Source organism: Nocardia sp. CA-135398 (assembly GCF_050955845.1).
GTDB lineage: Bacteria > Actinomycetota > Actinomycetes > Mycobacteriales > Mycobacteriaceae > Nocardia.
Genome location: NZ_CP192084.1, coordinates 5,214,864 through 5,228,507, shown reverse-complemented (window position 1 = coordinate 5,228,507; position 13,644 = coordinate 5,214,864). Strand labels below are relative to the sequence as shown.

The following is a 13,644-nucleotide window of genomic DNA, read 5'->3' as shown; positions in this document are numbered from 1 at the left end:
CACTCGGCCGCGAGACGGGGCGCGAACTTCGCTCGTAAGACTCGCTCCGTAGTGGTTACTAGTGAGTCAGGAGCTGCGGTCAGATTGCGGGAGTCCCTACTGGAGCGCCGCCAGCGCCTCGGCCAGCGTGGTGTGCAGTGCGAACACCTGATCCAGACTCGTCATCTTGAGCTGCCGACTGGTGGCCGGACCGTCCGCGACCACCACGATGGTCGTCGTGTCGCCCGCGCGCTGATGCGCCGCGACCAGGGTCGCCATACCCGCCGATGCGAGGAAGCTGACACCGGTCAGGTCGATGATCAGGACCGCCGGTTTGCCGGTGAGGATGGCCTCGATGGTGTTCTCCAGCGCTGGCGCGGTCGCCAGATCGACCTCGCCGGAAACCGTGAGCACGGTCGCGCCATCGTGTGCCTCGACAGTGGTGGTCATCGTGTCCGCCAGGGGATACGCGTCTCCGGAGTTGTTTGTCACATCATCACAATCTGCCATGAACCCGCCTTTCGTGCTGCATTCCTCAGCCAGAAATCTGGCGGTTCGTGCCACGCAGTGGGTTCGCTACGGGGGATTTGATCGCGGGCAACGTTACCGACATGCGGACGCGGGTGCCCAGCCCGCTGTGGTCTATCTCCAATTCTTCCGTCAATGCCCGCATCATGTCGATGCCGCGTCCGCGCGGCCCCGGATCGGCGGAGCGTGGTTTCCACGTTCCGGTGTCGGCGACCAGAATGACGACCTTTTGGGTATCACATTCGGCGGTCAATTCGACGAGTCCAGGATCGGTGGCGGCCGCCGCGGAGCTGGTGGCGCGGCCGAGCAGTTCGGCCGTGGAGCTGATCGCGCGGGTCACCGGCCCGCCGCCGTTGCGGTAGGCGTGTTCGATGCTGTTGCTACATGCCTCGTTGGCCGCGGCGATGAGGTCGGAGGCGAGATCATGCGGTACCGCGGCGGCGGCGAGCCAGGCCTTGAGGCGCTTGCGCATGGCCGAGAGCTGATCCGGATTGGCCGGAATCTCCAGCCGCAGCGGTGCCGGGGGTTGCCGGTAGACGACCATGGCGACGTCATCGTCATAGCCCGCTGCCGGACGTAGTCGGGAGAGCACGGCATCGGCGACCTCACGCGGCAACCTGCCCGCGGTATCGGCGAGCACCCCCGAGATCTTCGCGAAACTGTCATCGATATCGATGCCGCGCTGTTCGACCAGGCCGTCGGTGAACAGCACCAGCGTCGAACCGGGCGTGAGCGCCGTAGTGGCCTCGGGACGTCGTGGCGTATCGAAGGTGGCCAGCGGTACCGCACGGCCGCCCTCGAGCAGTCGGCCCGGCTGACCGACATCGGCCAGAATCGGCGGCATATGTCCGGCACTGCTGTAGCGAACCAGTCCGCGCACCGGATCGAGGACGGCCGCGCAGACCGTCGTGCACATCGCGCCGGGAATCCGGCCCGCGACGGTATCGAGTTCCGCGAGCAGCTGCGCCGGGCCCGCGCCGCGCAGCAGCAGTGCCCGTGCGGCCGTACGCAACTGGCCCATCACGACGGCCGCGGACAGACCACGCCCGACACAATCGCCGACCACCACGCCGATGGTGCCGTCGCGCAGTGGCACCACGTCGTACCAGTCGCCGCCGATCTCCAGCGGCGGCAGCGCGGGCTCGTAATGCACCGAGAACCGCGGCGGCAGTTCGATCGGACCGAGCATGGCGCGCTGCAGCGTCAGCGAGGTCGAGCGCGCCTGATCGAAGTTGCGCGCCCGCTGCACCGCGAGACTCAGATGTCCGATGAGCAGCGAGAACAATGTCCAGTCGGCGGCGCTGATGGCGCGCGGCGCGGCGAAGCGCAGCCACAAGGCCGCGTCACCGGTCTCGCCGAGCGGGGCGACGATGCCCTCGGAACTCTCGGTGCCCTCCGGAATCGCGAACAGACTGCGCGCCGGACGACGTCGAGCCCGATCGAGCAGCGCCCGCGCACGGGCGTCGAGCACCGACCCCTCCGGAACACCCTCGGCCCCCGAGACATACGTCTCCGGCCCGGTATTGCGGTTGGGCCACACCATCACCACCGCGGTTTCCGCGCCGACCGTGCGTCGCAGTTCGTCCAGCCCGACGGCCAGTACCTCGACCACACTCGTCGCCGCGCCGACCGCGGTGGCCAGTCGCGACGCCGCCTGATCGCGGGCCTGCGCATCGTGTTCGGCGGTGACATCGCGGATGGTGCCGACGAAGATCTGCTCGTACTTCTCCGGTTCGACCATCGCGCTGGTGCTCACCGCGAGCCAGACCGTGCGGCCGTCGCGATGTTTGACCGGAATCACGAATCGCTGTGCCTCGCTACCCAGATCGGGATAGCGCGGACCTTCCGGCGCGGACCACGGATGCGGCAGCGGGAACGGAAGTTCCGATGCGCCGTACCCGGTCAACGCGCCGAAGGCGGAGTTGACCTCGATGATGGTGCCGCGCGCGTCGGCGACGAAGAAGCCGTCCTGCAACGACTCCACCAGGGCGGTGCGGAAGGCGTCGCGGCCGGCCAGATCGTCGATGCGCGAACGCTGTTGTTCGGCGCGGCGGGTGCCATCGATATATCCGCGGGTGGCGATGTCGAGAGCGGCGAGAGTCTGCAGCAGAAATTCCAGTGCGGTCTCGGCGTGCTTGGCGTCCCCGGTGCCCGTTTCCGTGGCTTGCACCACGCGGTAATGGTTTTCGGTGAGATCGAGCAGGCTGATGCCCTCGACGAGGGCGCGTCGCCCGAGTTCGTAACCCTCGCCGAGCCCGGCCTGGGACGGTGAGTTCAGGTGCCGCCGTAGCGCATCCGCGTAGGCGTCGAGAAATGCGGCCAATGCCGCGCTCATGTCTCCGCCTCGCTGGCGCTCGGCTCCGCTATGACCGCGGTGGCGGCTGCGCCTCTTGTTCGCTCGCTCATTGCAGTCCGCCGTTCACGCTGATCCCTCCAGTACGCCGCCCCGGTGGCGGGCCGCGAGCACCAATGCGTCGTCGGTGTCTTTGGCATGCCTGGCCAGGATTTCGGCGGTGATGTCGGCGGTGGATTTGGACGGATCGATGCCGCTGTCGGCGGATTCGGTGACGATGCCGTCGGTCGACATCAGCAGCAGATCGCCCGGACGCACCGGAACGGTCTGCACCTGTAGGTTCTGGGGTAGCCGATAGCCGACGATGCCACCGGTCATCAGGACCGTCGCGCGCATGGCGAGCCCGACCGGACCCGCGGTCAGGATCCGGCAATCGACATTGCCGACGCCGAGCCAGTGCACCGTATCGGCTGCGCCGAACAGCGCCAAAGACACTGCCGCACCTCGGGTGTCGGCCATGGCCCGATGACACAGCACCATCAGCACGTCCAACGGTTCGGCCCGGTTCTCCGAGAGCACCTGGGCTGCGCGATCGGCGGCGTCCGCGGCCGGCGCGCCGTGGCCGAGTCCGTCGAGGACGGCGAAGAGCACCGCACCGCCGCCCGCGTCGAGGACCACACCGCGATCACCGGAAACCCGCTGGCCGGGCAGGGCACGGCCGGCCACCGCCCATTCGATCCGGCCGATGATCCCGTCCTCATGCACCGTTGGGTACCCACTTCCACATCTCCACCAACGTGCCGCGACCGGGTGCCGATTCGACGGTGAGCCGGTCCATCAGCCGGCGCGCGCCGGGCAGGCCGAGTCCGAGACCGCGGCCGGTGGAGTACCCGTCGTCGAGTGCGCGGGCGATATCGAGGATGCCGGGTCCCTGGTCCTCGGCCTGGACGACCAGTGCCTGGCGACCCTCCCGGTCATCGACCAGCAAACGTATTTCACCGCTGCCCGCATAGCTGGTTATGTTGCGGGCGATCTCGGAGATCGCGGTCGAGATCATGGTGATATCAGTCAGAGAAAAACCGAGCTTGGCCGCCAGCTCCCGTCCGGCTTGACGCGCGGTCACGATGTCACCCGACACCCTGACCGCGATCACCAAGTTCTCAGCGGCCACTGTCACGACCATCTCGCTGGCGGCGGCTCGTAGTCTTGCGGTTCAGCCACGCCAAGCCCTCTTCCAGGTCGAGGGCGGTGTGCATGTCCTCGAAGGTGAGGCCGAGCTGCACCATGGCGAACGCGACTTCGGGCTGTAATCCCACGATGACCGTTTCGGCACCGCGGAGCTGCGTCATGTGCGCGATGGTACGCAGCGATCTGGCCGCGAACGAATCCATCACATCGATCGCGGTGACGTCCACGATGATTCCGTGTGCTCGATATTTGCTGACCTGTTTCATCAGGTCGTCTTGCAGACGCTCGGTATCCGCGTCGGTCAAGGCTGACTGAACCGACGCTATTAGATACGTGCCTTGCTTGAGTATCGGAACCGGCATGGGAGGGCCCGATCAGCGCCCATCGCGTTCGGTGAGCTGCCGGTCCGTCATTCGGGTGACCTCATACCCGAGTAAACGTTCGGCCTCTTCGATACCACCCTGAAGGTCGCCGACCGCGTTCATCTTGGACAGGTCGAGGCCGATGGTCACCAGCGTGAGGGCGATCTCGGAGGACAGGCCGGTGATGATCACATTGGCGCCCATCAGGCCGGACGCGTCGACGGTCTGCACCAGGTGGTTGGCCACCGTGGAGTCGATGGCGGGTACACCGGTGATGTCGATGACGACCACTTTCGCTCGGTTGGCGCGGATGGCGCGCAGCAGTTGTTCGGTGAGCTGGCGAGCGCGCTGGCTGTCGAGCACGCCGATGATCGGCAGAATCAGCAGCTGTTCGCGCACCTGCAGCACCGGGGTGGACAGCTCGCGGATGGCTTCCTGCTGCTGGCGGATGACGCGCTCGCGTTCCTGAACGAACGAGATGGCCACGGTGCTCGCGATGCGGTTGGCCGCCGGCTCATAGGCGTCGAGAACGGCATTCAGCAGTTCGAAATCGGCCTGGTACTTCTCGAATAGCGAGCGGGCGAGCACGTCGCGGAGCAGCAGGACGATACCGAGTACCTCGTCGGTATCGACTCCTCTCGGAATGATGCGCTCGGACAGGTCTCGGGCGTACGCCTGCAGCGCCTCGACGCTACCGGTCACCAGCACCTCGACGTAGTTGTCGTACATCGACGTCGCTTCGGAGAAGATCTCCTCCGGGGTCATGGCGGTCAGCAGTTGGGCATCGGTAATGCGGCGTGCCCACTCTTCACGCAGCGCGGTTCGGTTCTGCCGCAGGTGTTCGACCAGCTGCGGAAGCAAGTTGTCGACCGGACCTACGGGCAGGGAATCCGCCGAAAGGCTCATGGACACCTCGGACATGGAAATTCCAGCCCCTTTCGACGGGATTGTCGGGATAGTCGTGCATGCGGCTGCGCGCCGATACCGAGCCTAGTCATACCCCATCCCGGTCGCCGATGAAACCTGCCGTTAGCTCGATGGTAGGTCCGGGTCCTCGCTGGGCGGTGCGAATCCACGTGCCAGAGCCGCGAGCGCTTGGTCGAGATAGACCGTGAGGTCGGCGTCGGCGCGGGTCAGCCAGGCATCGAAGGCGGCGCGCGCCGCGGCAAGCGTGGTGCGCCCGACCGCCATCGCGACCAGGTTGTCCTCAGGTACGCCGAGTCGGCGTGCGGCGAACGCGGCAACCGTCCGCTCCCAGGCGTCGTAGTGCGCGCCCGCGGTGGCGGCCAGTGCCGGATCGCCGCCGACGAGTTGCATGCGAACCCGCAGTTCGGGCACGTCTTCGGCGCGATATCGGTTGGCGTTCACCACAACTCGGCGCACGGCGGTCATCATCGGTACCTCGTCGGGCACGGTGGCGAAGGCCGCGCGCAGCGCCTCGACCTCGGCATCGAACTGGTACCAGAGCACCTCCGCCTTGGTGGGGAAGTAACGGAAGAAGGTGCGCCCGCTGATACCCGCGGCCGCGGCGATCTGCTCGACGGTGGTTTCGTCGAAGCCCTGTTCGGTGAACAGTCGCATGGCGATCAGTTCGAGTTCGCGCTTGGTTGTGCCGCGTGGACGGCCCCGCACCTTGGCATCTGTCACGGCTGTTGATTATGGGCGTCGACCCTCGGATCTTGATTATGTCAGTGACTGACGATAATCTCGCGGCATGGTGGAAAGTGTCGCGGAACACACCGTGGCCGCGCGACTGACGTGGCCGGAGGCCGGGGCGCGCGCGGCCACGGGCGCGATCCTCGCCGTGCCGGTCGGGGCGACCGAACAGCACGGACCGCATCTGCCGCTGTCCACCGATACCGATATCGCGGTGGCATTGTGCGCGCGCCTGGCCGAATCGCGGTCGGATGTGCTCGTCGCACCGGCGATTCCGTACGGCGCCAGCGGTGAGCACGCGGGTTTCGCTGGCACGCTGTCGATCGGGCAGGCCGCGCTGGAGTTGCTGATCGTGGAGTTGTGTCGCTCGGCCACCGATACTTTCGACCGCATCGTGCTCGTCAACGGGCACGGCGGCAATCTCGAACCGCTGCGCAAAGCGGAGGCGTTGCTGCGTACCGAATCCCGGGATGTGCGGGTGTTCATGCCGCGCTATCCGGGTGATCCGCATGCGGGCCGCGCGGAGACCTCGATGCAGTTGGCGCTGCGGCCGGACGCGGTGCGGACCGAACTCGCCGCCGCCGGTGATACCCGGCCGCTCGCCGAAATCCTGCCCATGCTGCGCGCCGGGGGAGTACGCACGGTGAGCGCCAACGGAGTGCTCGGCGACCCGGCGGGCGCGAATGCCGACGAGGGCGCTGCGCTGCTCACCCAACTGACCAGTGACCTGCATGAACAGATCCGGCTGTGGTGGCCGGTGGCTTCCCCGAAAGGATCCCTCTGGTGAATCCCTGGTTCGAAACCGTTGCCGAGGCGCAGCGGCGGGCAAAGAAACGACTGCCGAAGTCGGTGTACGGCGCACTGATCGCCGGATCCGAGCGCGGCCAGACCATCGGTGAAAATCAGCAGGCCTTCACCGAACTCGGCTTCGCGCCGCACTGCGCGGGCCCGATCGGCGACCGCGACCAATCGACAACCGTACTGGGACAGCAGCTCTCGATGCCGGTGCTGATCTCGCCGACCGGCGTGCAGGCGGTGCATCCAGATGGTGAAGTGGCCGTGGCGCGGGCGGCGGCAGCTCGTGGAATCGCGATGGGACTGAGCTCCTTCGCGAGCAAGCCCATCGAGGAAGTCATCGCGGCGAATCCGGCGACATTCTTCCAGCTGTACTGGTGCGGTTCGAAAGATGAGATCCTGCAACGGATGTCGCGGGCCAAGGCGGCGGGCGCGGTCGGCCTGATCCTGACCCTGGACTGGTCCTTCTCGCACGGGCGCGACTGGGGCAGCCCGGTGATCCCGGAGAAGCTGGATTTCAAGACCATGCTGACATTCGCACCGCAGACCCTGGCGCGGCCGCGCTGGCTCGCGACTTATGTTCGCTCCGGCCGCATTCCGGATCTCACCGCACCGAATATGACCGTCGGCGACGGTCCCGCGCCGGGCTTCTTCGGCGCCTACGGCGAGTGGATGGGCACCCCCGCACCGGATTGGGCGGATGTGGCGTGGATCTGCGAACAGTGGGACGGACCGGTCATGCTCAAGGGCGTGATGCGCGTCGACGATGCGCTGCGGGCGGTCGATGCCGGTGTCGCCGCGATTTCGGTGTCCAATCACGGCGGAAACAATCTGGACGGCACGCCCGCCGCGATTCGGGCATTGCCCGTGGTGGCCGAGGCGGTCGGATCGCAGATCGAGGTGGTGCTCGATGGCGGCATCCGGCGCGGTAGCGATGTGGTGAAGGCGGTGGCGCTGGGCGCCCGCGCGGTCATGATCGGGCGGGCCTACCTGTGGGGCCTCGCCGCGAACGGGCAGGCCGGTGTCGAGAATGTGCTCGACATCCTGCGTGGCGGTATTGATTCGGCGTTGCTGGGACTGCGCAAGACCAGCATCGGCGATCTCGATCGAAGCGATCTGGTGGTGCCGGACGGCTTCGAGCGGGCATTGGGGGTGCCGGACCCGGCTGTGCGATCGGCTTGACCTGACCGGTTATTCGGTGGCCGCGACTCTCCGATGATGGGCGAGCAGCGTGTCGTAGATATCGGCGAGGGCGGCCAATTGCTGGCGGTCGAGCACGTCGATCATGTGTCTGCGCACGCTCTGCACATGGGCGGGCGCGGCCGTGGCCAGCACGTCGGCGCCGCGCGGAGTGAGCCGCGCGGCGGTGCGGCGGGCGTCGTCCGGGATCGGTTCCCTGGCGACCAGCGCGCGCTTCTCCATCCGGGTGATCTGATGGGACAGCCTGCTCTGCGACCATTCGAGTTTGGCGGCGAGGTCGGCGAAGGTGAGTCGATGATCCGGTGCCTCGGCCAGGTAGGCCAGCACCGAGTATTCGACGTAGGTGAGGTTCGACTCGCGAGATGAGTCACGCCCGACCGCGGCGGCGATGAGGTCCCTGGTGCGCACATATCCCACCCATGCGCGCATTTCGACGTCATCGAGCCAGTGGGGATCGGTCACGAGAGCGCTCCAAACTCTGACATGTCATTGAATTGTCCCGCCGCGGGATGTCGCGCGACAACTGCCAGATCTGAGAGGTAGCACTGGTGGGGTTGAACGTGCAACCTTTTGGTTGGATGCACCGAGTGAGGGTTGCCTAAGCAATGGTGGCCTCGTATTACTGGATACGCTCCTTGTGCTCGTGACCAGCCTGCCGAAGACCCCCGAGGCCGCGGCGGTGCGTCAGCCCTGAGACCGAATAAGGAGTGCGTCCGTGACCGCGCCGGATTTCCGCTATTCAGATCTGCTGCCGATCGGCGCCGACGACACCCCGTACCGGTTGATCACCACCGAGGGCGTCAGCACCTTCGAACACAACGGCCGCACCTTCCTGCAGGTCGAGCCGGAGGCATTGCGCCTGCTGACCGCCGAGGCGATGCACGACATCAGCCACTACTTGCGGCCTGCGCATCTTTCGCAGCTGCGCCGGATCATCGATGATCCCGAGGCCAGCGGTAACGACCGCTTCGTCGCGCTGGACCTGCTCAAGAACGTCAACATTTCCGCGGGCGGCATCCTGCCGATGTGTCAGGACACCGGCACCGCGATCGTGATGGGCAAGAAGTCCGAGGGTGTGCTCACCGGTGTGGACGATGCCGAATGGATCAGCCGCGGCGTATTCGACGCCTACACCAAGCTGAATCTGCGCTATTCGCAGCTCGCTCCCATCACCATGTGGGACGAGAAGAACACCGGCACCAATCTGCCCGCGCAGATCGAGTTGTACTCGACTGCGGGCGATCCCGCGCATCCGTCATACAAGTTCCTGTTCATGGCCAAGGGTGGCGGTTCGGCGAACAAGTCGTTCCTGTACCAGGAGACCAAGGCCGTGCTGAATCCCACGCGCATGCTGGAGTTCTTGGACGAGAAGATCCGTTCGCTCGGCACCGCCGCCTGCCCGCCGTACCACCTCGCGGTCGTAATCGGCGGCACCAGTGCGGAATTCGCGTTGAAGACGGCGAAGTACGCGTCCGCGCACTACCTGGACACCCTGCCCACCGAGGGTTCGCTCGCGGCGCATGCCTTCCGGGATCTGGAGCTGGAGGAAGAGGTCTTCAAGCTCACCCAGTCCTTCGGTATCGGTGCGCAGTTCGGCGGCAAGTACTTCTGCCACGACGTGCGTGTGGTGCGCCTGCCCCGGCACGGCGCCAGCTGCCCGGTCGCCATCGCGGTGTCCTGCTCGGCCGACCGGCAGGCGCTGGCCAAGATCACGCCGGAGGGTGTGTTCCTGGAGCAGCTCGAGCGCGAGCCCGCGCATTACCTGCCCGAGCAGACCGACTCCATCCTCGGCGGCGATGTGGTCGAGGTGGACCTGAACCGGCCGATGTCGGAGATCCGCGCCGAATTGTCGAAATACCCGGTGAAGACCCGGCTTTCGCTGACCGGTCCGCTGGTCGTCGCCCGCGATATCGCGCACGCCAAGATCAAGGAGCGCCTCGACGCGGGCGAGCCGATGCCGGAATACCTGCGCGAGATGGCCGTGTACTACGCCGGACCGGCGAAGACCCCCGAGGGCTACGCTTCCGGTTCCTTCGGCCCGACCACGGCGGGCCGGATGGACTCCTATGTCGATCAGTTCCAGGCCGCGGGCGGTTCGTTCGTCATGCTGGCCAAGGGCAATCGCTCCGCGCAGGTGACCAAGGCGTGTAAGGAACACGGCGGCTTCTACCTCGGTTCCATCGGCGGCCCCGCGGCGCGGCTGGCCCTGGACTGCATCAAATCCGTCGAGGTGCTGGAGTATCCGGAGCTGGGTATGGAGGCGGTCTGGAAGATCGAGGTCGAAGATTTTCCTGCGTTCATCGTCGTGGACGATAAGGGCAACGACTTCTTCGCCGAAACGCAGAAGCCGATTGCGTTGCGAGTGCGCACCCGTTCGAAGGAACGCGTCTGAACGGTTGAAACGGTCATCCATCAGGGCATGTGTCCGGACACCGGAATGTCACCCCGTTCGCCGGGGTAACAATGCCGCCGAAGCGAGGCACTCTTAATCGGGGGGTACATCGCTGCACCGGTGTCGATGGAGGTCGAGGAGGGCAATGAGTACGTCGTTTCGTATCTCGGAATCCGCCAGCCGTCGGTTGGCCGAGCGCGCCGCTCGTGAGGGAACCAGTTCGACCGCACTACTGCACCGCCTGATCCGGGAGGGTTTCGACCAGCTCGACCATCCTGGCATCGTTTTCCGCGGCCCCATCTCCGACCGCCGCGCGGCATTGGCCGCCGGTCCGGAGGTGTGGGAAGTCGTTGCGCGCCTACAGGAACTGGACGGTCCGGTGGAACGCCGTATCGCGGTCCTGAGCCAGCAGTCCGATCTGCATTCCCGCAAGATCAAGATCGCCATCGCCTACGCGCGGGCGCACGGCCCGGAGATCATCGAGCGCATCGACCGCAATCGTGAAGCGGCCGAAGCGATCCGCGGTTCGGATTCCGTGCGCCCCTGACCCACAGTCGATCGACACCACATAGCCGATAAGCACGACGCATAGCGGGTGGCTATCGCACACAGGTAATAGCTTGTGCGTGATAGCCACCCGCTATGCGTCGGTGCGGTTCGTGTCGCGGCGGAAACGCTTGCGGTGCAATAGGGTTGCCTCGCATGTGGGCGATCGTGGGGCATTGGGTTGCCGACCGGGACGGCGGCTTCGGGGTCGTGACGACCGAGGCGTGTGAGGAGTTCGTGGTGCGCGATGCCGTCATCGAGTCCGATTCGCCACTGCGCACGGGAGACCGCGTGTGGCTCGAGTTCGTCGACAGTGGGGATGGCGGCGAGGTCATGAAACTTGTGAAAGCACGGTAGGTTTCCGATTTCTCTGGGTTTGCTGTGGATTGTTGATCGTGATCCACAACACTGGAATGGATTGTGGACAGGGGGATTTCCGCTGCGACAAATAGGGCGTGGCACAGGATGTTTCGGACATTGGTGATTTATTGTGCTGTGAGTATGTGGAAAGCTATGTGAATGACGTCCGTTCGGACAGCGTGATGTCCTCATGTTCGCCGGTATGTTGCTAGCGGTGATCGACGCTGGGGTGTGAGCCGTTGGGGGAGTAGGTGCGGGGTCTGTGGCCGCGGGGCCGTTACTATCGCTGGCATGTCGCTCACGCTTCGTGCTCGGACCCTGCTGGGCGTATCGACCACGCTGCTACCGGTGATCGTCGCGGTCGGGCTGTCCATGCCGACCGCCACGGCCGCGCCGGTCGTGCAGGTGGCCGATAATGCCAGCGGGACCGACGGGCTCGAGCCCGGGCTCGCCGCCGCGTACACGCAGGCCGAGAACCAGGCGCATGCCGAAGGAGTCGCGCTGTACATCAACTCCGGATACCGCACGCCCGCCGAGCAGCAGGCGCTGTGGGACGACGGGGTGCGGACCTACGGCAGTCCCGACGCGGCACGGCGGTGGGTGCTGCCGCCCAACGAGTCGACGCATGTGCAGGGCCGGGCGATCGACGTGGGACCGCAGGCCGGGGCCCAGTGGCTCGAGGCGAATGGGAATCGTTGGGGCCTGTGCCGGATCTATCAGAACGAATGGTGGCATTTCGAACTTGCCACCGCGCCGGGTGGAGCCTGCCCGGCGCTGCGCGCGGATGCGAGCGATGGCGGTACCGCCCCGGCTCCGTCCGCGCCGATACCGCCCGCCCTCCCAGTACTGCCGTCGATCCCGCTCCCGCCGTGGTTGAGCGGTTCTTTCGGGCTGTAGCCGTCCAGCCGACCGGCACGAGTCCCGCGACCTCGGTCCGGATCGTCGGACGCCCAGGCTCGATTGGTCGCTCTCGGTCCCGAATCCGCCGTGGTCGAGTAGCGCCCGCTGACGGCGGTGTGGCGCAGCATCAGCCGACCGGCACGGGCGCCGGCGTGTCGGCGCGCTCATCGGCTGCCCGGATCAGCACGGCCGTGCTGATCGTGCTCAACGCGCAGACGGCGACGATGTAGCAGGTCACCGCCACCGAGGTCGAGCCCGCGGTCCACAGTGCGGTCGCGATGAGCGGGGCGAGGCCGCCGCCGAGAATGACCGAGATCTGCACGATCAGTGACGTGCCGGAGTAGCGGACCGATGCTGGGAAGAGTTCGGCGATGATGATGCCGCCGACGCTGTGGGCAATGGGCAGCGTCACGCCCATGCCGAGCAGTGCGAGGAACGCGACAACCTTGTTGCCGGTGTTCAGCAGCGGGAAATAGACCGCACACCACCCGGTCAGTGCGGCGGTGCCAGCGAGGAATATCCGACGGGTGCCGTAGCGGTCGGCGAGCGAGCCCCAGAAAGGCATTGTGGCACACCAGAAAACGGCCGAAACGATGACACCGAGCAGCAGAAAGTCTCGGCTGTACCCGAGCGCCTTGGTGCCATAGGTCAACGTGAACACCATGAAGATATAGACGGCCGCCGAGGTCGCGATGGCGGCGAACAGAATCAGCAGGAGCCGGACAGGTCCGACCCGGAGTGCGTCGCGAAGCGGGAACGACGACACCTCGCCGCGTTGGACGAGTTCGGCATGGTCCGCGGATTCGGTGATCCCGAGTCGCACCCAGAGCCCGACGATGACGAGAATCACGCTGAGCAGGAATGGAATTCGCCAACCCCAGCTCAGGAAGGCCGAATCCGGCAGCAGCGCACTGGTGCCGAGGAAGATCGCATTGGCCAGGATCAGCCCGGCCGGTGTGCCCATCTGCGGGAAACTGGCATACCGATTGAGTCGTCCAGGTGGCGCATGCTCGATCGACAGCACCACCGCCCCCGCGCCTTCACCACCGAGTCCGACGCCCTGCAGCAGTCGCAGCGCGACGAGCAGTGCGGGAGCCCAGAATCCGATGCTCCCGTAGCTCGGGATCACCCCGATGAGCATGGTGCTCACGCCCATCAGAAACAGCGAAACCACCAGGGTGGTCTTGCGACCGATCCGATCACCGAAGTGGCCGAACAGCAGGCCGCCGATCGGTCGCGCGCCGAAGCCGACCGCGAAAGTGCTGAATGCCGCCAGTGTTCCGGCGGCGGGGCTCAGTGTAGGGAAGAACTGTTTACTGAAGATCAGCGCGGATGCCGTGCCGTAGAGCATGAAGTCGTACCACTCGAGGGTGGTGCCGATCAGGGTGGCGATGGCGACCTTGCGGTGGGGCGGGGTGGAGCTCGAAAACACTGCTATCCATTCA

15 protein-coding genes are annotated in these 13,644 nt (G+C 66.0%); 6 read left to right on the top strand and 9 right to left on the bottom strand.

The genetic code is table 11. The features are described from left to right. Window positions 1-96 precede the first annotated feature (96 nt). The 7 genes from ACQP1T_RS22635 to mftR form a co-directional block, all read right to left on the bottom strand. Window positions 97-429, bottom strand: coding sequence for an STAS domain-containing protein (locus ACQP1T_RS22635; protein ID WP_433762318.1), 333 nt, complete (start codon window positions 427-429; stop codon window positions 97-99). 85 nt (window positions 430-514) lie between these two features. Then, window positions 515-2,842 (bottom strand): SpoIIE family protein phosphatase, encoded by a 2,328-nt coding sequence (locus ACQP1T_RS22630; protein ID WP_433755032.1) that lies wholly within the window; start codon window positions 2,840-2,842, stop codon window positions 515-517. An 84-nt stretch (window positions 2,843-2,926) separates the two neighbouring features. After that, complete coding sequence (locus tag ACQP1T_RS22625; protein ID WP_433755031.1) at window positions 2,927-3,565, bottom strand: SpoIIE family protein phosphatase; 639 nt, start codon at window positions 3,563-3,565, stop codon at window positions 2,927-2,929. Continuing rightward, window positions 3,558-3,983 (bottom strand): ATP-binding protein, encoded by a 426-nt coding sequence (locus ACQP1T_RS22620; protein WP_433755030.1) that lies wholly within the window; start codon window positions 3,981-3,983, stop codon window positions 3,558-3,560. The genes ACQP1T_RS22625 and ACQP1T_RS22620 overlap by 8 nt, the downstream gene beginning before the upstream one ends. After that, window positions 3,961-4,350: an STAS domain-containing protein gene (locus ACQP1T_RS22615; protein ID WP_433755029.1), complete on the bottom strand. Its 390-nt coding sequence runs from the start codon at window positions 4,348-4,350 to the stop codon at window positions 3,961-3,963. The genes ACQP1T_RS22620 and ACQP1T_RS22615 overlap by 23 nt, the downstream gene beginning before the upstream one ends. Before the next feature lie 12 nt (window positions 4,351-4,362). Beyond that, entirely contained in the window at window positions 4,363-5,271 is a 909-nt protein-coding gene (locus tag ACQP1T_RS22610) for an STAS domain-containing protein (RefSeq protein ID WP_062989324.1), read from the bottom strand. Between the two features lie 108 nt (window positions 5,272-5,379). Next, on the bottom strand, window positions 5,380-5,997 hold the full coding sequence (gene mftR / locus ACQP1T_RS22605) for a mycofactocin system transcriptional regulator (protein ID WP_433755028.1): 618 nt from the start codon (window positions 5,995-5,997) through the stop codon (window positions 5,380-5,382). 67 nt (window positions 5,998-6,064) lie between these two features. Here mftR and mftE point away from each other — a divergent pair, with 67 nt between their 5' ends. Together mftE and mftD are read left to right on the top strand one after the other, a co-directional pair. Continuing rightward, on the top strand, window positions 6,065-6,793 hold the full coding sequence (gene mftE / locus ACQP1T_RS22600; protein WP_433755027.1) for a mycofactocin biosynthesis peptidyl-dipeptidase MftE: 729 nt from the start codon (window positions 6,065-6,067) through the stop codon (window positions 6,791-6,793). After that, complete coding sequence (mftD, locus tag ACQP1T_RS22595) at window positions 6,790-7,983, top strand: pre-mycofactocin synthase MftD (protein ID WP_433755026.1); 1,194 nt, start codon at window positions 6,790-6,792, stop codon at window positions 7,981-7,983. Before mftE ends, mftD begins: the two co-directional genes overlap by 4 nt. A 9-nt stretch (window positions 7,984-7,992) precedes the next feature. Here mftD and ACQP1T_RS22590 read toward each other — a convergent pair whose 3' ends face one another. After that, complete coding sequence (locus tag ACQP1T_RS22590; RefSeq protein ID WP_433755025.1) at window positions 7,993-8,463, bottom strand: MarR family winged helix-turn-helix transcriptional regulator; 471 nt, start codon at window positions 8,461-8,463, stop codon at window positions 7,993-7,995. 253 nt (window positions 8,464-8,716) lie between these two features. On the opposite strand from ACQP1T_RS22590, the gene ACQP1T_RS22585 reads away from it, so the two are divergent. From ACQP1T_RS22585 to ACQP1T_RS22570, 4 genes are all read left to right on the top strand, one after another. After that, window positions 8,717-10,393 (top strand): fumarate hydratase, encoded by a 1,677-nt coding sequence (locus ACQP1T_RS22585; protein ID WP_364488554.1) that lies wholly within the window; start codon window positions 8,717-8,719, stop codon window positions 10,391-10,393. Between the two features lie 145 nt (window positions 10,394-10,538). Continuing rightward, window positions 10,539-10,940 carry a hypothetical protein gene (locus ACQP1T_RS22580; protein ID WP_433755024.1) on the top strand — a complete coding sequence of 134 codons (402 nt, stop codon included), beginning with the start codon at window positions 10,539-10,541 and terminating at the stop codon, window positions 10,938-10,940. Window positions 10,941-11,095: 155 nt separating this feature from the next. Next, window positions 11,096-11,296, top strand: coding sequence for a hypothetical protein (locus ACQP1T_RS22575; protein ID WP_433755023.1), 201 nt, complete (start codon window positions 11,096-11,098; stop codon window positions 11,294-11,296). Between the two features lie 294 nt (window positions 11,297-11,590). After that, the gene (locus tag ACQP1T_RS22570; RefSeq protein WP_433755022.1) at window positions 11,591-12,196 is read left to right on the top strand and encodes a M15 family metallopeptidase; all 606 of its coding nucleotides are present in this window, start codon (window positions 11,591-11,593) and stop codon (window positions 12,194-12,196) included. Between the two features lie 130 nt (window positions 12,197-12,326). Here the strand turns inward: ACQP1T_RS22570 and ACQP1T_RS22565 are convergent, their stop codons facing one another. Continuing rightward, complete coding sequence (locus tag ACQP1T_RS22565; protein WP_433755021.1) at window positions 12,327-13,631, bottom strand: MFS transporter; 1,305 nt, start codon at window positions 13,629-13,631, stop codon at window positions 12,327-12,329. Window positions 13,632-13,644: the final 13 nt, after the last annotated feature.